General features: G+C 29.2%; 14 protein-coding genes. All 14 read right to left on the bottom strand.

Features of this window, described 5'->3' with window-relative positions:
* Nucleotides 1-208: 208 nt before the first annotated feature.
* Entirely contained in the window at nt 209-4,273 is a 4,065-nt protein-coding gene (locus BMW96_RS07430) for a family 20 glycosylhydrolase (protein ID WP_092354050.1), read from the bottom strand.
* A gap of 307 nt (nt 4,274-4,580) precedes the next feature.
* Nucleotides 4,581-6,323 carry a LamG-like jellyroll fold domain-containing protein gene (locus BMW96_RS07425; protein WP_244881283.1) on the bottom strand — a complete coding sequence of 581 codons (1,743 nt, stop codon included), beginning with the start codon at nt 6,321-6,323 and terminating at the stop codon, nt 4,581-4,583.
* 35 nt (nt 6,324-6,358) lie between these two features.
* Nucleotides 6,359-8,287, bottom strand: a complete 1,929-nt coding sequence (locus tag BMW96_RS07420; protein WP_092354046.1) for a LamG-like jellyroll fold domain-containing protein — start codon at nt 8,285-8,287, stop codon at nt 6,359-6,361.
* Nucleotides 8,288-8,740: 453 nt separating this feature from the next.
* On the bottom strand, nt 8,741-9,292 hold the full coding sequence (locus tag BMW96_RS07415; RefSeq protein WP_092354044.1) for a TetR/AcrR family transcriptional regulator C-terminal domain-containing protein: 552 nt from the start codon (nt 9,290-9,292) through the stop codon (nt 8,741-8,743).
* Between the two features lie 1,671 nt (nt 9,293-10,963).
* Entirely contained in the window at nt 10,964-11,554 is a 591-nt protein-coding gene (locus BMW96_RS07410) for a thymidine kinase (protein ID WP_092354042.1), read from the bottom strand.
* A gap of 13 nt (nt 11,555-11,567) precedes the next feature.
* On the bottom strand, nt 11,568-12,929 hold the full coding sequence (gene dnaB / locus BMW96_RS07405; RefSeq protein ID WP_092354040.1) for a replicative DNA helicase: 1,362 nt from the start codon (nt 12,927-12,929) through the stop codon (nt 11,568-11,570).
* Between the two features lie 9 nt (nt 12,930-12,938).
* A complete protein-coding gene (gene rplI, locus BMW96_RS07400) occupies nt 12,939-13,385 on the bottom strand; it encodes a 50S ribosomal protein L9 (protein ID WP_092354038.1) in 447 nt (148 codons plus the stop codon).
* Nucleotides 13,385-15,346: a GGDEF domain-containing protein gene (locus BMW96_RS07395; protein ID WP_092354036.1), complete on the bottom strand. Its 1,962-nt coding sequence runs from the start codon at nt 15,344-15,346 to the stop codon at nt 13,385-13,387. Before BMW96_RS07395 ends, rplI begins: the two co-directional genes overlap by 1 nt.
* A gap of 41 nt (nt 15,347-15,387) precedes the next feature.
* Entirely contained in the window at nt 15,388-15,954 is a 567-nt protein-coding gene (locus BMW96_RS07390; RefSeq protein ID WP_092354034.1) for a DUF2232 domain-containing protein, read from the bottom strand.
* A 691-nt stretch (nt 15,955-16,645) separates the two neighbouring features.
* Nucleotides 16,646-17,560, bottom strand: a complete 915-nt coding sequence (locus tag BMW96_RS07385; protein ID WP_092354032.1) for a ParB/RepB/Spo0J family partition protein — start codon at nt 17,558-17,560, stop codon at nt 16,646-16,648.
* Complete coding sequence (locus tag BMW96_RS07380; RefSeq protein ID WP_092354030.1) at nt 17,550-18,320, bottom strand: ParA family protein; 771 nt, start codon at nt 18,318-18,320, stop codon at nt 17,550-17,552. The genes BMW96_RS07385 and BMW96_RS07380 overlap by 11 nt, the downstream gene beginning before the upstream one ends.
* Nucleotides 18,321-18,333: 13 nt before the next feature.
* Complete coding sequence (locus BMW96_RS07375) at nt 18,334-19,194, bottom strand: phosphatidylserine decarboxylase (RefSeq protein ID WP_092354028.1); 861 nt, start codon at nt 19,192-19,194, stop codon at nt 18,334-18,336.
* Nucleotides 19,191-19,805 (bottom strand): CDP-alcohol phosphatidyltransferase family protein, encoded by a 615-nt coding sequence (locus BMW96_RS07370; RefSeq protein WP_092354026.1) that lies wholly within the window; start codon nt 19,803-19,805, stop codon nt 19,191-19,193. The genes BMW96_RS07375 and BMW96_RS07370 overlap by 4 nt, the downstream gene beginning before the upstream one ends.
* A 195-nt stretch (nt 19,806-20,000) precedes the next feature.
* On the bottom strand, nt 20,001-20,519 hold the full coding sequence (nrdG, locus tag BMW96_RS07365) for an anaerobic ribonucleoside-triphosphate reductase activating protein (protein WP_092354024.1): 519 nt from the start codon (nt 20,517-20,519) through the stop codon (nt 20,001-20,003).

Here is a 20,519-nt window from a genome sequence, read left to right as displayed (position 1 = left end):
ATTATATGAGTGTAGTAAGAAAACTACCCCTCCCTTTAATCATAAAATAACAAAGACAAGTTACTTAAAAGTAACTTGTCTTTGTTTTGTCTAAAAATTTATTATTAAACCTCTAATTAAATAATATAAAAAACCTTTAATAGTAAACAGAAAAAACAAGCTGAATGAATGTTATGGATTAACCATAACATTCATTCTTGATATTTTATTAAATACTTTTTCTTTTACTATAAACTAAACCTAATACACTTAATCCTGCTAAACTCATTAACATTCCTAACGATGCATCATCACCTGTTTTTACACCTACTGTTGTATCTCCTGGTTTTACTGTTTCTACAGATGGATTAATTGGATTAGCTACTAATCCTGATAATGCTTTTGTTAGAGCTGCAACTGCAGTTTCTACTTCTTCTTTTGTTGCTTCTGGATTATTTAATACTTCATTTGCTTTTACCATTACATCATCTACTGCTTTTAATGATGTTGATGTGTAGTTTTCTCTATTTATTCCATTTGCCTTGTTGATTAAATCTTGTAATAAATCTTTATTTGGTTTTAATCGTAGATTGACAAATGCTTTTACTAACTCTGTATATACTTCATCTACTTCTTCCTGCATTGCATTTTCATCTGCCAATACACCATTTGCTTTATCTAGTACTGGTAACATTGCATTCCATGACGATTCGATATATTTATCTGATTCTAATCCATTGATTTGATCTACTTGTTTTTGTAATAATTCTTTATTTCCTTTGTAGAATTCTAACATATGCATTGCATTTGCTAATCTAGTAAATGCATTATCTACTTCTTCTTGTGTTGCATTACTATTAGCATAAACAGTTTGAGCATTTTCTAATGTTGCACGGAATTCTTCTACTACTGCTGGTACTACATTTTCTAAACTTGCATTTTCTGCCATTTCTATTGCAATAGCTAATGCTGTTTTATTTGTTTCAACTACATTTTTAACTAATGAATCTTTTGCACTCTGTAATTTATCAACTGCATTATCTATTTCTTCTTGTGTTGCTTCTTCATTATCTAAAACCACCTTAACTTCATCCATAGCGTTTTTAAATTGTGCCCAGCTCTCTGCTGTATAGTCGGCTTCTTTAAACGTTAAAAATTCATCAAATAATGCTTGTAATTCTGTTTTTGAAACTGTTTCTGGCAATTTAGCTAGTTCTTTAATTTCATCAGCAGTTAAAGCTCTATTAAAGATATTTACTTCATCCAATGCTCCATATAAACCACCAGAATCTGCTAATCCAGATTTTGCGTTAGCTCCAATTCTTGTCACTGGTCCATTTATTACTGCGTTTACTCGATCCTGATATTCTCCGTTTACATACAAGCTTGTTTCACTATCGTCACATACAAATGCTAGATGAACCCATTCACCTATCGGTGCACTATAATTGAAAGTGTAATCTTCTACTCCAAATTCTGTAATTCCTACTTTTTGAGTATTCTTCCATTGTTCTAATTTAATTTCACCTTGACTACCAGATAACAAGGCTGTATTTGTTGCACTGTTAGCACTACGGTTTATCCACATTCCAGCACTCCAGTTACCTTGTAAATCACTTATTCCTAAATCAACATACCCATTTCCATTAAATTGAAGTCCTTTTCCATTGACTCCTTCTGTCCATGTTACTCCACCATTAATAGTTCCTGGATATAAGGCATTTTCATCATTGATTACTGTTCCTTCTCCTTCATCTAGTTTCCAATTAGCATTTACTGGAACATATAGTGTTTCCCAAATTGTTTCATCTTTATAATAATTAATTCCCTGGTTTTCTAATCTTTCTCCATGCGCTATTAACCTTGGTTTATATTCTTCCCAGCTTCTATTCTCTTTTGCTGTCCATCCGATTTCTGCATGTCCTAATATTCTTGGATAAGCTAGATAATTTACTGAATCCAAGCTTGATAATGTCTCTGTCCACATCGGACATTCTATTCCTATTACCTGATCCTTTGTTCCATAGTTTGTTGGATCCCATTCATATCCTCTCTTAATTGATATTTGTGCTGCCCACTGTAGTCCTAAATCACAGTTATCATCATATTTCATATCTATATATGCATAGTCTGCTGGTGATGCTATATATTTTATATCACTGCGCATCTTTGCACTTCCTGTTGACCAGAACTGTGTTACTGTTCCTTCTTTATCCTCTACTGCATTATCAAAATTTTGCCACCCAATTGGTGTTTTTCCATATTTTTGCGCTATTTCTGCTACTCTGTTGACAAAATATTTGTAATCGGCACTTGATGTTGAATGTGCTTCATCTCCACCTATATGCATATATTTTGACGGTGATATCTCTGATACCTGTTTAATTACTTCTTCTATGAATTTATATGTATTTTCATTTCGACATTCTAATGATGCCCATCCTACATCCCATCCTTGATATGGTTTTGTATTGTCATAGTTTCCTGCATGTGGTTTTCCATCTTCAGTGCTGTTTAACATCGGTAATGAAACCAATGCCGCCCATGCATGTCCTGGCATATCAAATTCTGGAATAATTTCTACATATCTCTCTTGTGCATATCTTATGATTTCTTTGAATTCTTCTTGTGTATAGAATCCTGGTCTTTCTCCATTATGGGTACAAGATGTTGAAGCTCCTAAATCTGTTAGGTTTGTATATTCTTCACCTTTGATTTCCAGACGCCATCCCTGGTCATCACTTAAATGAAGATGTAGTTTATTCATTTTATATTGTGCAATATTATCAATATGTTTCTTTACATCCTCCACTGAAAAGAAATGTCTTGAAACATCCAGCATTGTTCCACGATACTCATACTCTGGTTTATCTTCAATATGTGATCCTGGAATATTCCATTCTACATCTTCTACTACTTCTGATTTTTCAATATCAGCAGGTAACATCTGTCTTAAAGTCTGTACTCCTCTAAATACACCTGCTGGCTGATTAGCTGCAATTTTAACACCACTGTTAGCAGTATCAATAGTGTAGCCCTCTTCCCCTTGTTCTTCATTATCTGCAGTCATTAAAACAATGCTGTTATCAACTGTTTCATTATCTTTTATTACTGATAATGAATAACCTGTTGAAGCTCTAAATTTTGAAGCAACATATTCTGCTGTTACTGCTAGTTCTTCTGTTTCTTCACTAGTTCTCCCTTTTACATTAATTACTGTTTCTTCATTTAATGTAAAGTTACCATCAACTTCATATACTTCAACTGGTTTTGGAATTAAAGTATTTTCCAAAGTTTTCAATGGTTCTAGTTCAGAAATCTTTGCTTCTAATACAACGACAGCAGCATCAATTTCATTTTGACTACTATTAGCTGCTAATTGTTCAACATCATCAATCGCTTCCTGTAATGCTTGATAACTAACTGCTTCATATCCAGATTCTTTAATTTCTTTAGCATCAGCTAATAAACAATCTAATAATTGTCTTGATGGTTCTTCATGATCAAGTAACTGACAGTCAATATAAAGCATATTATGATCTGATAATCCTGTTTCTACCATCTTCACTTCATTTACTTTAATATTTCTTGATGTTACTACATTATCTATACAATATACATTCATAGATGAATCAACCTGATTATATGTATTATGCCAAATTCCATCTTTACCATTTGCTAAATTATATTTTTTCATCATTGGATAATTTTCACTAATATACTGATCTGTATTAAAATCCCCTGTTAAGATTTTATATGGCGTTGGATCTGCATCCATTACATCTAACACTTCCTGCATCTGTCTTGCTCTTAAACTTTGACTTTCATGTGTTAAATGTGTATTATAAATCGCTACTTCCTTACCATCTTTTTCAAATACTCCTCGTACATATGCTCTTGCTTCATAGTTTCCTTCATTTGAAAGAGAAGCTCCTGTTTTTTCTTTAAATTCATATCGAGTTAATAACCCTATTCCATATTCTCCCCCGCTGTAGTTTATCGCTTTTTGGAAATGGGTGTCTGTAAAATATTCATATTCTTTGAACTTTGCAAGCATATCATAATTATTACGTCCCGTATTAATATCAACTTCTTGTACACCTGCAACATCAATATTTTCTTGTTTTAAAGCACTATTCATCGCTTCAATATTTGGTTTTTTTCCTGCTGCAATATTAAATGATGCAACTCTAAAATTATCACTAACTGTATTGCTGTTTGCATGAACAACAGGCATATTCATCAAAAGTACTGCAGCTAATAATGCTCCTACAAATTTTTTTCCTCTCTTCATTTTTTTACCTCCATTACTACATATTGTAGAAAAACATCATAGAATTCAATTGTTCATTTTCCCTAAATCTATAAGCCAAAATATTTTATTTACATCATCTCCCAACTTTCATAACCTATTATAAAATATTTAGAATACACTAAAACTCTATTCGCTTTACAATTCATACAATTAAAGCCTTAAACTTTTTTTGCATTCCATATAAACTATTATAACATTTTCAATATTTATTTTATACTATTGATCTTTTTATGATGTTTAGAAAAAGGTAACATTTTTAATAAAATGTTACCTAGTAATTTCAATCCTAAATCATCTTCCATTTTTTATTTTCAAAAATTACTAAAGCAGTAATCATAAATCCTGTAAGTAAATAAATAACATTTGCACCATCTCCAGTTTTGACACTTGTCGTATCTCCTGATTTTACCATATTTACATTGTTATCAGTTGTTTTTTCTTCTAATCTGGACATTGCTTTTGTTAAAGCTTCTTTTGCATTTGCTACTTCTTGTTTGGTTGCTTCTGGATTATCTAATACTGCTTTTGCATTACTTAATGCTTCATTCATCACTTTCCATGATCCTGCTGTATAATTTACTTCACTTAATCCATTTGCTTTATTAATTAAATCATTTAATAAGTCTTTATTTGGTTTTAATCTTAAGTTTACAAATACTTTTACCAATTCTGTATATACTTCATCTACTTCTTCCTGCATTGCATTTTCATCTGCCAATACACCATTTGCTTTATCTAGTACTGGTAACATTGCATTCCATGACGATTCGATATATTTATCTGATTCTAATCCATTGATTTGATCTACTTGTTTTTGTAATAATTCTTTATTTCCTTTGTAGAATTCTAACATATGCATTGCATTTGCTAATCTAGTAAACGCATTATCTACTTCATCCTGAGTAACATTAATATTGTCAAATACATCTTTTGCATTCGCTAAAGCTTCATTGAATTCTTTGACTACGGCTGGTACGACATTTTCTAAATCAGCATTTTTAGCCATTTCGATAGCAATACCTAATGCCGTTTTATTAGTCTCGATATTTTCTGCTGATACTAAACTGTCAATTGCTGTTTGTAGTTTTGTTATAACTGCATCTACTTCTTCTTGAGTTGTATTTTCATTATTAATAAGTGCTTTTGCTTCAGTCAATACCTTTTCTAGAACAGCTACACTAGATACTGTATATTGATCCTTATCAATAGCTTCAACTTTTGCAATCACATCATTTAAAGTTTCAAAATCAACTCTTCTTGTTGTTTTAAATCCTATTTCATGTCCAAACACTAAATTACGAGTATATACTTTATCTCTAGTAATAATTTCTATACTGTACTCTTTATTTACTTCTAATCCTGTAATCTCATAACTTGTTGCATCAGTAGGAATCATTAGTTTTTCTCCGTTAAATAAAATATATGCTGGAATGAATTTATTGTCTAATGCTTCCCATGTTATTGTCGCTGTATTTTCTCCTGCTTCTACTTTATATGGCGATACCACTGATTCTATTTCATATGCTTCAATGACTTTTTTATAAATCTTTAATTCATCTATATAACTGTCATTTACTGGATAACGTTTGTTTCCATCTGCTCCTAAAATTAAATTTAAATCATTTACATCAATTGTTTTTCCTAAATCTGCACTTATATTAGTGCTGTCTATTTTCTTACCATCAATATACAATGTCATCATTCCATCACGATCAAATGTCGCTGCTATATGATGCCACTTTCCATCAATTGCATTACTATATCGATCTGTATCTTTCCTGCTGCTTCCTTCTACTGCAAAGTTTAATCCAATTCCTGGTCTTGGATCTGTAAATGTTCCTATTGCAAATCCTGGATTTGATCCTGAATCCCAGTTTTTATTTGAAATGACTGCTCCTTCTGTATCCGTTTCTTTTGATCCCTTATACCAGAACATAACTGTGAAATCATCTTCTCCAAAACGTAAATCTTCTACTTTTCCAAAATCTACATATTGTTTTGCTTCTACAGCTGTTTCATCATTTACAATATGAATTGCTTTACCTTTTACTCCATCTACAAATTCTACATCTCCAACAATCTTTCCATATTATTTTTCCCAGAAATATCATTTACAGTTTTATCATCAAAATTAACATCTAAAACTTTTCCTGCTGGTACTTCATCTGTAAAGTCAATTATATAATTATAAGCTGGCAACCATGTACCATGTTCAAAATCATGCATACTTAACTGAACTTTTCCATCATACACACTTACATAATAACCTAATTGTTTTTGAAGAATTCCTGTTTCAGGAAGTGCATAAGATGGAACATCTACTAATGTACCATAGTCAGTTTCTACAATTTCACTAGTTCCAAGTCCATTATGTACATGCCCTGTAAATAAAATAGTTTGTGGATATTTTCTTAATACTTCCTTTAAAGCAAAATCCTGTGGTCCTTCATCAAATGGATAATCCGAATTACCATTATAGCTGTCTGTATATGCAATTGTATTTCTTAATGGTTCATGAAGTGCCACAAAAATTGGTTTACCATCTTCAGCCCCTTGAGCCATTGTTCTGTCTAACCATTCTAACTGTTCACTCGAAATATAAGAACAATCCTTAATATCCCATTCTGTATTTATAACAACAAAATGGTATTTGTCATCGCCTTCACCTATCCATGTATCATAATATACTTTATCTGTATCACCCATATACTTTTGATTATATGACATATAACGATTATAAACTCCATCCCATCCTTGAGATGTCCAGCGTACATCATGATTTCCTAATGCATTGACAAACTGTAAATTTTCATCATATTTATCAATAATATTATAATATCTTGCAAACTCACTATCCGCACCATCACTTGTAAAGTCACCGCAGTTAACAACTGCTTTAGCGTTTGGCATTGTTGTAACAATCTTATTTAAACCTGCATCATAAATTTGAGTACTAGTACTGCTTGCACTAGACTGTACATGTGTATCGGTTACTACAACAAATTCCAACTTACCATCTGCTGGTTTTCCAAAATCACTATATGCTTTTTGTAATTTTTCATCTAATTCTTTTATTTCCTGTAAACTTGTAACAATTTCTAACTCAGCTTTAACCTCATTAATAACTGTAATGAATGTATCTTTTTTTTCTTGAACAATATTCATATCATTTATTGCTTGTTCATATTCTGTAATTTTATTTCTTAAGTCTGATATTTTTGTTTCTAAGATATAAGGCTCACACATATCAGAAATTTGAGTTTTAGATAATACTCCCCTATATACTTGTAATTCATCAATTACAGCATCCTCTATACCATATTGTTTTAAACCATCAGCGCCTAAAATAAAATCATAAGCATCGATACTTCTTCCTACTTGTGAACTTATATCTGAAGCTGAAAATTCTTCACCATCTATATAAAAAGACATTTTATCACTACGATCAAAAACAGCTGCTATATGGTGCCAAGTATGATCATTAGTGATAGGAGCATCATCAGTATCATCACGACTTGAACCATTTGCTGTAAAATTTAAAGTAAGTTTACTATTATATTCAACTACAATAAACCCAACATTTGAACCAGTAGACCAGCTTTTATTACTAACTACCCCTCCATCTGTAAATCTAGTACTATTTCCTTTATACCAAAAAACAATAGAAAAATCATCTGTACCAAATTGTAAATCAGCAGGTTTGTTAAAGTTTACATATTGTTTTGCTGTCTTTGATGAATATGCCACATCACCATTTTGAATATGAATAGCTTTTCCCTTTACTCCATCAACATATTCTACATCACCAACGACATCACCATGATTATTATTTCCTGAAACATCATTAGCATTTTCATCATCAAATGTTACCGACATAACTGGTGTCAACATTTCTATATTCTCTACTGCCCTAATCGATGTCAAACTACCATAAACCATAGAAAGCACTAACAATAACTTTAATCCTTTTCTACTACAATTAAAATATTTCATCCTAACTCTCCTTTACTTTTCACAGTATTTCCTATTAGATAAACATATAATTTCTTTGCTTATCTGTTTAATAAGAAATGCTATATATATTACATGATTTATTATATCAATTAAAATTCTCATTATTTTTTATTTCCACAAAAAACAAAATAATTTATATATAATCAAATGAAATTATTCTCCATTATCAAATATAAAAATAAAGGTAGTATTTCACGTAATTTGCTACTCAAAATACATCATAAAAATTAAAATAGCATTTAATCTAACATTTTTAATAGAAAGGGGCTAGATATTTTAATTTTATATGTATTTATATTACCCAACATTAAAACTACTACCTTGTTTATATAATAACATTTGACAAATTCTATTAACATTACCAGTTGTTTTTGAATGCATTAAAAAAAGTAACATTTCAATCTAAATGTTACCTTTAAATCAGTATCCATATTACTTACAATAAAAATAATTATTCGCTAGAGCTGATACAGCCCAATTTTGATAATACTCAGCGATTTGTTTTGGTGTTAAAACATAGCCATCAAGAATCCATTTTTTAATTAACATTACACTTGATGATGAATAGAAATATGTCAAATAATCCATCTCAACTACATTATCAACTTTTACATCAGCCAATATTTTATAATAGCATTTAATAAAATAATATAATAAATAAGATTCTAACGAATTTTCTCCCTTAGTATTAATTATCTTACTATAAAACTTTTTATTAGCATATATATTTTGGTACATCTGTTCTAAAATAATTGGTCGATTAAGTTCCATTTTTCCAAATTTATCTATTAGATCATTAAGTTCATTTATTATGTCTTTAATTAAAATATGTTCTAAAATATCATATTTATCTTGGTAAAAACTATAAAAAGTTTTTCTCGATATATTTGTTTTTTCACAAATCATCTTCACTGTCACTTTATCAAAACCATTATTACAGACCAATTCTTTAGTATTCTCTAATATTACATCCTTATTTTCCATTTTGCTGCCTCTGTCAATCTTTCTTTCAAATATACAATATCTCTATTTATATCTTATTCTTTGCCTAAAACTAATAATCTTATCCTTATCCCATGTATCCAATTTACCCATAAATATGCAAAATAACGCCATAATTTTTTAGAAAAGTTAAGGCGTTATCATTTCATCTTATTCTACTAATATTTAATTTTCTAAATAAACTTAATCCTGCAATTACTAAAACTAATAAGCTAGTAAATACCCTATATACCATAATCACCAATTTTAATACTTACTGTAGTACCTCCTAATTTTACAGATTTATTTACTACCTGTAACCGACTACTACTTTTGTTAAAACATCTCTTGTATTGTCATCCTTTGCTTGACTTGCTTCTTGATTAGCTAATGCATGGGTGTCAAAAGAAAAGTGGATCAAGTGATAAAGAGGATTCCCAAAATAATCATATCAGTACAAGGTTATATTATTAAAGAAACAGAATCAGATGAGCCATTATTTATTCTAGTTACAGTTAAAAGAAAATTATGTTGATATTGTCATTGACAGGCATGAAATATCCAGTAGTGAAGATAATATCAGGATCTTCATCATATTCAATATATTTAAATTTAATTTCATAGTTTGATAATTCATCACCCACAGTATAACAAATGTTAAAATTATACCAATATCCTCACTATAAAAATGATTAGGATATCTTGTGCTTTCCTTCCAGATACCTTTAAAATTAATGTAAATCCTCTCCAGCCTAGTCAATTTTACCCCTTAAGCTTTTACATTAATTATCGAAAGTGGTAATAAATCAATTACCAATATTAATATTGTAATATAGCCCTATTTGAGACCTCATAATTTTCTCCTTATATATATTTATCCTAATATCTGAGTTTTGTTTAATTATAACACTTCCTTTCTTATGAAATGTAACCCCTTTCTATATAAAAATTTTAATATTATTGTCATTTTTTGTATTTATAACTTTTAAAGATTTATTTATACTTTTTAAAAATTTAAATAAACATCTTATAAATCAATTATTTTGCTTATATTCTAAAAATCTCAATATTCGATTAACCTTATCTAATAACCCAGTATTTTCCACTTTATCAATATTATTAAGCATAAACTATAACCTTATCAATAACTTTTCCATTAATATCATAAATCACTTTCACCAAATTAGCTTTCTAATTCATCTAAGATATTAATAAATTTATAATCGACTTCATGAATTTTTCCTAAAACTAAAATATCTTCCTCTTATTGTATTTTTACTTTAATAAATATCAATTCATCCTTAATATAGCCAAATCATCTAAAACTATCTTTATCTTGTAAATTAAAAAAAGTAAATTCCACCCCTATTATATAAATAATGAAATTAACTTTACAATTCTTTATTATTTTATTGAGATATTCCCTTCCTATTGAGGTGCTCTTTATAGCTAATCAAAAATACTTATCTAATCATGATAGAATTATTATTGAAAGCAGTCTTCTCAATCATCTTTCTTTTAAGATTATCTATTATTTACGTAAATATTTTTTATCTTTCTTAATAATTTAAAATTTCTATGAATTTTTTTACAAAAATTTTCGCTTTTTATCCCTTTACAACAAAAAAACTATATTTAAAATATAGTCTTTCTTCACATTTATTATTTAATTATCTAAAACTTATTTGGTTTATCAACAACTTCATGACAGTGCCTACATCTTGGTTCATAATGTTCAACTGCACCTACTAATACAATTGAATCATTAAAAGATGCTGGTTTACCATTAACCAATCTTTGGGTTCTAGTTGCAGGAGCCCCACATTTAGTACACACAGCAGTTAACTTAGTAATAAATTCTGCTCTAGTAAGTAACTCTGGCATGATTCCAAATGGTTCTCCTCTAAAATCTTTATCTAATCCAGCAACAATAACTCTAATTCCTTTATCAGCTAGATATTCACAAACATCAACAATATCTTTATCAAAAAATTGTACTTCATCAATTGCTACAACTTCAGTATCTATATTTACTTTTTTTAAAATCTCTTGAGCTCTATCAACTACTAAACATGGAACTTTAGCACCAGAATGTGAAACGATTTCAGTATCTGAATAACGATTATCTATCTTTGGCTTGAAAACAATAATATTCATTTTTGCATAACTTAAAACATTTATTCTACGAATTAATTCTTCAGTTTTACCTGCAAACATACAACCACTAATTACTTCTAACCATCCTGCACGATATTGGTGATACATCTATATCCTCCTTTTAATTTCTAAGATCTCGCATTCCTTCACCTGGTCCCATTTGAGCCAAATCAGAAAAACGACTATAATTTTTTTCAAACGCTAAATTAACTTCTCCAGTTGCCCCATTTCGATGTTTCGCAATAATAATTTCTGTAAGTCCACTATCTTCACCTTCACCTGGACTTTTATAATAATCTTCACGATAAATAAAAGAAACGATATCAGCATCTTGTTCAATAGCTCCAGATTCTCTTAAATCTGACATCATTGGTCTTTTATTAGGACGTTGTTCCACTGAACGTGACAACTGTGATAATGAAATAACAGGCACCTCTAATTCTCTAGCTAATGCTTTTAAAGTTCTTGAAATTTCTGATACTTCCTGTTGTCTACTTTCACGATTTTTAGATGATGATGTAATCAACTGTAAATAATCAATAACAATCATTCTTAGACCATGTTCAGTTTTTAATTTTCTACTTTTAGCAACAATATCATTTATTTTTATTCCTGGACTATCATCTATATAAAGATTACATTTTGAAACTCTTTCTGCAGCAGCATAATATTTATTAGCATTAGTTTTTAAAATTTCTCCTGTTCTCATCGAAGAACCTTCAATACTTCCCATTGAACAAATAATACGCTGTACTAATTGTTCCGCAGGCATTTCTAATGAAAATATTGCCACTGGATCATCTGCCTTGTATGCTGCATTATGTGCTATATTTAAAGCAAACGCTGTTTTTCCCATAGCTGGACGAGCTGCTAAAATAATTAAATCACCTTTTTGAAAACCAGATGTAATTTTATCAAGATCTCTAAAACCTGATCTAACCCCAGAAATATTACCATCAATTTTTTGTAATAAATTCAAACGATCTGTCACACTTTTAATAACATTCCTAATCTCTCTAAATTCACCAGCACTACGATCCTGAGTAACTTTAAGAATTGATTTTTCTGTTTCATCAATAAAAGCATCGATATTCTCAATATCATCATATGCACTTTCTGCAATTCTTGTTGTTTCTCGAATGATTCTTCTAAGAATAGCTTTATTATGTAATATTTGTAAATAATAATCACTATGTGCTACAGTAGGAACTGATTCACTTAAACGTAATAAATAATCGACACCACCTATTTTATCTAATTGATTATGGTCCATAAGATAAGATGTTACTGTAGTAACATCTATAGGTCTACTTTCTTCATTAATAGCACTCATGGCTTTAAAAATTGTTTGATGACTATCATCATAAAAATCATCTTCAACACTTTTATTTAAAATATCAATACATTTTTCTTTTGAGATCAACATCGCTCCAAGTAATGAACGTTCAGCTTCTATATCATGAGGAAATTCTCGATTTGCCATAATACTCTCCTATTGCTCTTTTAAATGTACGTTTACAGTTGCAATAATACCCTTATATAAATCAACCTTCAATTTTGCATATCCAAGTGCACCAATTGGATGTGCATCAATGAACTTTCTTTTATCAATTTTTATATCATATTTATCTCTTAATTGTTCTACGATTTGTTTCGTTGATACACTTCCAAAAGTTTTTCCATCTTTTCCAGATTTTAAAGTAAATTCTAATGTAATCCCTTCAATTTGTTTAGCTAATTCTCTTGCCCTTGCTTGATTTTCTAAATCTTGCTGGTGTTGGGTTTCCTTTTCAACCTCAACAATTTTACGACTTGTATCAGTTTCCAAAACAGCCAATTTATTTTTTATTAAAAAATTTTGACCATAACCATCTGCAACTTTTACAGTATCACCCTTTTTTCCTAATTTCTTTACATCTTGTAATAAAATAACTTTCATTATTCACTCTTCCTTTCATCTAAATACATATTTACAGCTTCTTCTAATAGATTTATAGCTCTGGTAACATCTTCCATTTCCAACTGGCAGGCAGCCATTGAAAAATGCCCTCCGCCCCCTAGTTTTTCCATAATTAATTGAACATTAATATCACGAGTACTTCTAGCACTAATAGATATCTCTTCTTTACCAGTTTTTCCAACTATAAAGACTGCTTTTACACCACTAATTCCTAATAGCTCATTACCAGCTTTAGCCAACAATGTTCTACTATATATTTTATCTAATTTTCCAAACGCAATCAAAATACCTTCTCCATATCGATATGCTGTTTGTGTTATTGATAATTTTGTTAAAGTTGTATCATAATCATCTTCCAAATATTTATAAGCTTCACCAACATTAGCTTGTAACTCTTTTAACTTAGCTGCAGCTTGAAAAGTTCTTGTACCAACCCTTGTTCTAAAATAATTTGTATCTATCAACATACCTGTATACATAATTGTTGCTTCACGCTCAGTTACACATATTTCTTCTTTTTGATACTCAAATAATTCTACAATTAACTCTACAGTAGATGAAGCTGCTGGCTCTAAATAAGTTAGTAGTGGTAATTCAACAAATTCCTCACCACGGCGGTGATGATCAATTACAACTTTATTACTAACAATATCTAAAATATTACTATCTATTGCTAATGAAGGTTTATGATTATCTACAATAACCAATAATGTATTACTCATATTTAATTCTTGTGCTCTTAACGGTGATATAAATACACCACGATATCTTTCATCATCACACAAATTTGTTGCAACTGTTTTTGTCTTTTCTTCTAAAGAATCATAATCAATTATAATATATGTTTTCTTTCCATAAGCCTTACACATAGCGTACATAGCAATTGATGCTCCAAAAGAATCAAAATCAGATTGTTTATGTCCCATAATCAATACATTATCAGACTTTTTAATTATTCCTGCTAATGTTTGAGCAATAACCCGGGCTCTAATCATATTAGACTTTTCATAACTTTCACTATTACCACCAAAATATCGAATTGGTTCATCATTAGATTTTACAGTAGCTTGATCTCCCCCTCGTGAATATGCGAGTGATAGAGCTGAAAAAGCTAATTCATCAAGCTCACGCAATATATTACTACCTCTACCAATTCCAATTGATAATGTCATTACTTGACCTAATTGTTCAGCTTGTTCTTTAAATATATCTAATATTTTAAACTTATCTTCTACTTGTTTACGATAAGTACGCTCATTAAAAACCGCAATATATCCATCACTTTTATAACGTTTTAAAACAACGCCATTATCTTTAGCCCAATCAAGAATTACTTGTCTTGAAGTTGATTGAATTGAAGCCGCAGTTTGCTCATCAGCTTGTTCAATTGATTCATCATAGTTATCAACGGTTATATAAGCTACACAAATTTGTTGGTCTTCAAATTCTTTAGAAATCTCAATATAATCACTAACATCTTTAAGATATAACATTCGACTTTCTTTGCTATTATAAACTTCAAACTTACGAGAATTGATATCCACAACTTTTATATCATCATCTTCAAATAACGAAGCAAGTAATGGCTGCCATTCTAAAAGCTTTTTGCCAACAATATTTATTTTCATTTCTGTAAATAAATCACTTGTCCATGAAATATTACGATTTTTATCATATTTGATTAAGCCTAATCCCCCAAATATAAAAGCATTTTTGGCTTCATCATTTAATACTTCGCTAACACTTATATTATTCTCATTTATTAAACTAGAAGCATAGAAGATTAGAGCCAACATAATAATATTTTTAATAAAAATATATGTAGCCAACACTAAAGAAGTCTTACTTGAAATAAAGATATATCCCAGTAACGCTAAAACAAACTCAATTAATAATACTATCACAATCCCATTTCTAAGTCTTGTCATCTTTACTGTCATATTACTCACCACCTCATTAATAATATCATTATACATTAATTTTATTTTCTTTTCATCATTTTACCTATCAATATATCTGAATATACTCTTACTACATATGATTCACAAATAAACATAAACAACCATAATAAACCAAAAGTAATCTCAGGAGTAAATACTCTTTTTAACCCTGGGATAATACCAATAATATCACCATATATTTCCATTCCTTCTCGATAAATATCAATTCCTAAAATACCACCTAATAAAAAGAAAATCAAAAAATTCTTTATTGCTGAAATAACCATCAAACCATATTTAGCAAATCTTTTACTTTTTTGATTTCTTAAACAATACCCATAAAATACTCCCATTATTAACGAAGAACTAGCATAAAGCGTAAAAAATATTTCCCCCACCAAAAATAAAACAAAAAAAGTTACTGCCAATACACTTAATCCTGCTTTATAATCATATAGATAAGTATAATAAGCCAATCCTAAAACCATAATATAAGCAAAAATAATATCAAAAATACTTCCTGTATATATATTAATAACACCTAAAACCCCAAATAATGATGCTATCATTGCTCCTTGTGCCATTATTCTTACTTTGCTTCCACTCATGATTTCCTCCATTACATTAAAAGTGTTAAATAGCACTTTTATAAAATGTTTCCAACTCTTTAATAGTTTAATTCTAACAACCATCTATGAGTTAATTTATCAAATAATAACACATTAATAAATTATATTCAATTATCACATCTTCAACAAATTTAAACAAACTTAACAATTAATAAATATCTATATGTTTACTTTATTATTATAATTATGTATAAATTAAGGACTTTCTAAACTACATAGGACTATTAGTATATGGTATAAAATAAAAAAAAACGGTTATAATAACTAACAGGCGCAACTAACCCTCTCCCAGTTGCGCCCTTTTTATAGTATTAACAACAATTTTTAAACGTTATTTATCCAATATTCTATCATTAATCATATTTCTACATTAAAAAAATAATAAACTAATTCCATTATTTAACTGCTCATTAATATAATATTACTCCATAATAAAATCATCAACATAGCTGTTATCAACATTTTCATATATAAATATCATTATCATACTTATCTGATAGTAAATAATAAAATTACTAGAATATTATAATAATGCCAATAAATTCATAATTATTTTTCTTCCATATCAATAACCTTAGATTTATCATATCGCTTAATTATAGTTTCGATCATAAAAAATCTTTATCTAACAATTAATATTTATAATAAAAAAAGTTAAACAGTTTCCCATCTAACTTTCCTCTATTACTCCCATTAATTCTAAAATTCGATTTAAATCCTTAATATCAGTATATTTAATAGTTACTGCTTTATCATCTACTTTGATCTTAGTTCTAAACTTTTTTCGTAACAAACCTTCAACATAAACATACTCTTTAGGTTTTTCAATTTTTGGACGATCTTTACGACTATTCCCTAACTCAATTCCTTTAACTACATTTTCAACATCACGAACAGACAACCCTTCATCAATACAACGTTTTGCTAAAAGTTCTGCTTTCTTTTCTGGTAATGTGATTAAACTACGAGCATGCCCCATCGTTATTTTACCTTCTAAAACATAATTTTGAATAACATCTGATAATTGTAATAATCTTAAAGTATTAGCAATATAACTTCTTGATTTACCAATTCTTTTTGCTAATTGATTTTGAGTAAGCTCTAATTTTTCCATCATTGATTGATAAGCTTTTGCTTCTTCAATCGAATTAAGATTTTCTCTTTGGATATTTTCCAATAAAGCAATTTCCATCATCTGTGCATCAGTAAACTCAACAATGATTGCTGGTACTTTAAACAGTCCAGCAATTTTTGCTGCACGACATCTTCTTTCCCCTGCAACTATCTCATAACCTTGAATTGATTGTTTCAAAATAACAGGTTGAAAAATACCATGTTCCTTAATTGAAACTGCTAGTTCTTGTAATTTTTCTTCATCAAATAATTTACGAGGTTGATATGGATTAGGACGAATCTCATCCAAATCAACAGTTACTTGTTTAGACTCAGGTGTATTTTTTTCAATATCATCTATTAATGTTGATATATCTCCTCCAAAAATTGCATCTAAGCCTTTTCCTAATTTTTTATTTTTTATTGTTCCGCTTTTTTTTGCAGTTGTTTTTTTTGTTGTATTATTTGGCATTTCGTTTACACACTTCCTTTGCAAAATCCCGGTATGCTCTAGCACCCTCAGAATTATTATCATAATCAAATATTGCTAACCCCTCTGATGGAGCTTCTGACAATTTAATATTTCTAGGAATAGCTGTTTTATATACCTTTTCCTTAAAATACTTTCTAACTTCTTGAGATACTTCAACTCCTAAATTTGTTCTTTGATCCAGCATAGTTAATAAAACACCCTCGATTGTTAATCTTGGATTAAACACACTTTGAGTTAATAATACAGTATTTAATAATTGTGTTAATCCTTCCAAAGCATAATACTCACATTGCACTGGGATCAATACAGAATCACATGCTGTAAGAGCATTAGTATTTAATAGCCCCAAGGCTGGTGGACAATCAATTATAATATAATTATAATTATTTTTTACTGACTCAAGAGCTTTTTTTAAACGCTGTTCACGCCCCCGTTTGACATTAGCTAATTCTAAATCAGCACCTGCTAAATCAATACTTCCTGGTGCTACATCTAATTTAGCTATATATGAAGGTATAATTACATCTTTCATATCACATTCTTCAACAATTATATTATAAGTAGATGATTCAATATTATCACGATCAATTCCAATTCCTTGAGTAGCATTAGCTTGAGGATCCATATCAACTAGAAGTACCCGATTTTTAGCTTTTGCTAATGCTGCCGCTAAATTAATACTAGTGGTAGTTTTCCCAACTCCACCTTTTTGATTTGTAATCGCAATTATTTTCGTCATTATTTAGCCTCCTTTAGTACTTCTTACCAATAGTTTCTCCTAATCTAACTACTGTTTCTTTATCTTTATTTGTATTCTCTAAAATATCATCATCAATAACTGCTTGATTTTCTTTTAATAAAATAATTACTGTAGAACCACCAAATTCAAAATATCCTTTTTCTTCACCTTTAAGACAGTATTTTTTTTCATGATTAACAATTCGACCAACCATCATTGCTCCAACTTCCATCTGAATCATCGTTCCAAAATTCTTTGATTCAATAATCGTATAATTTCGACTATTCTGTTTATAAATTGGATAAAAATCATTTGCTATAGGATTCACAGTATGAAATTTTCCTGGAATATATTTTGATTTTATTATCTTACCATCATCAATAAAACTATAACGATGATAATCATCAACGGTTAATCTAAAAATCAAACAATAACCATTTATATAATCACTTGCTAATTTTTCATCCATCAATAAATCATTTATAGAATAAAGAGTATTTTTAATAGTAAAATGACTATCTTTATTAATTTTATAACATGTTAATTTTGAATCAGCAGGACTAATTAGGACATTATCATCAATTAAAAAGGGTCTTTTTCCTAGTTTTATTTTTCGTGTAAAAAAATCATTATAGCTTGTATATTCTTTTTGTTCATATTGAGACATATCTATTTGATTCTCTTTTATAAAAGAATCAATTCTATGTTTTGATAAACTGGAATTCATATACCAGCCACCAAGATTACTTACAAACTTACAAACAAGAATTTTTAAAGCACATCTGCCAAGAAATGTGCCATAAATTTTTTTTAATAAATTATTTTGGTTTTCACCATTTGTTTTGACATTTCCCAAACGATCAACAACTATCATTTCATCACCACAATCTGAATTAATTCCACAACAACAAGTATCCCTAATGCAACCAATCCTTTTGATTGAACCTTAGGAACTTTAAAATCCACAATAAATAATATTCCTGTAACCAGCATTAAAGCTCCATATATATACGATAATTCAAAAACAATATATCGTAACGCATAGGCCATAGGCAAAATAAATGATGATGTTGTAACAGGTAACCCTTGATAATATCTTCTTTTTTCACTTGTTTCTTTTTGTCTTGTTTCTTCTTTAACATTAAAATACGCCAATCTGATTACAGCAGCCAAAACATAGAAAATTTCAATTGCTAACCACCCAATTGAACTTAAACCAACATTATAACCTAAAATAGATGGGAAAACCCCAAAAGCTACTAAATCGCATAATGAATCTATTTGAATTCCAAAACGCTTTTCTTCATCAGTACGATTTTTCTTACTACGTGCTACCATTCCATCAAAAGTATCACAAATCCCGCACATAATTAAACAAATAAACGCCCACTGATACAACCCATTGAATGATAGATGAATTCCAGCCATTGCAAATACTAACGATAAATATGTAAGAATAACCGTATAACTATAATAACCGATCATTTTTCTACTCCCTAATAAATTTTTTAACAAAAACAGTATAGCACATATTTAGCTAATAAGGTACATTAATCTAAATTTTGTCTCTTAAATAACAATATATTATTACCAATATAATTAAAAACTACCTAAAAATCTAGGTAGTTTTTAATTAAAATTTATTTATAATTTATCTTAGTGATCATAGATTTACATATCTTAATCATGTTCATAAAATCTGCTACCATTATATAAAATAATTTTTTTATTTTCTAATGTTTTTTGTACATCTATTACTCTTTGATTTGAAGAACCTCTAAATCTCAATTTACGATCTTTTAATCTATCAATAAAAGGCCCATCTATTAAAACATCAATATATGGTAGTAACTCTTCATCAAACTTTTCTATTTCTTCATATAAAAACGATGAATAAAGCCAAATATTTTTATTTTGACAACATTCTTTGATTCTTTTTAATAATTTAGACACATCCTCCCTGTTTTCAATTTCAAGTGGTTCACCCCCAAGAATCGTCACTCCAACAATATGAGGCTGATTGACCAATTCTATCAAATTATTTTCAACATCTTTATCGAATTCTTTTCCACCACTAAAATCCCATGTTTCAGGATTAAAACAATTTATACAGTGACGATGACAACCTTGAACATACAAAGAAACTCTTATTCCTTCACCATTAGCAATATCTGTTTTTCTAATTTGTGCATATCTCAT

It is taken from the genome of Thomasclavelia cocleata (assembly GCF_900102365.1).
Classification (GTDB): domain Bacteria; phylum Bacillota_I; class Bacilli_A; order Erysipelotrichales; family Coprobacillaceae; genus Thomasclavelia; species Thomasclavelia cocleata.
Note: the sequence above shows the minus strand (reverse complement) of the source record. Positions and strands in the feature narration are given on the sequence as shown.

Coding starts and splice junctions, on each gene's coding strand:
- BMW96_RS07430 (WP_092354050.1), bottom strand. CDS start 4,273: ATGAAGAGAGGAAAAAAATTTGTAGGAGCATTATTAGCTGCAGTACTT.
- nrdG (WP_092354024.1), bottom strand. CDS start 20,519: ATGAGATATGCACAAATTAGAAAAACAGATATTGCTAATGGTGAAGGA.
- BMW96_RS07410 (WP_092354042.1), bottom strand. CDS start 11,554: ATGTATCACCAATATCGTGCAGGATGGTTAGAAGTAATTAGTGGTTGT.
- dnaB (WP_092354040.1), bottom strand. CDS start 12,929: ATGGCAAATCGAGAATTTCCTCATGATATAGAAGCTGAACGTTCATTA.
- BMW96_RS07375 (WP_092354028.1), bottom strand. CDS start 19,194: ATGATAGTTGTTGATCGTTTGGGAAATGTCAAAACAAATGGTGAAAAC.
- BMW96_RS07395 (WP_092354036.1), bottom strand. CDS start 15,346: ATGACAGTAAAGATGACAAGACTTAGAAATGGGATTGTGATAGTATTA.
- BMW96_RS07390 (WP_092354034.1), bottom strand. CDS start 15,954: ATGAGTGGAAGCAAAGTAAGAATAATGGCACAAGGAGCAATGATAGCA.
- BMW96_RS07385 (WP_092354032.1), bottom strand. CDS start 17,560: ATGCCAAATAATACAACAAAAAAAACAACTGCAAAAAAAAGCGGAACA.
- BMW96_RS07415 (WP_092354044.1), bottom strand. CDS start 9,292: ATGGAAAATAAGGATGTAATATTAGAGAATACTAAAGAATTGGTCTGT.
- BMW96_RS07420 (WP_092354046.1), bottom strand. CDS start 8,287: ATGAAATATTTTAATTGTAGTAGAAAAGGATTAAAGTTATTGTTAGTG.
- rplI (WP_092354038.1), bottom strand. CDS start 13,385: ATGAAAGTTATTTTATTACAAGATGTAAAGAAATTAGGAAAAAAGGGT.
- BMW96_RS07380 (WP_092354030.1), bottom strand. CDS start 18,320: ATGACGAAAATAATTGCGATTACAAATCAAAAAGGTGGAGTTGGGAAA.
- BMW96_RS07370 (WP_092354026.1), bottom strand. CDS start 19,805: ATGATCGGTTATTATAGTTATACGGTTATTCTTACATATTTATCGTTA.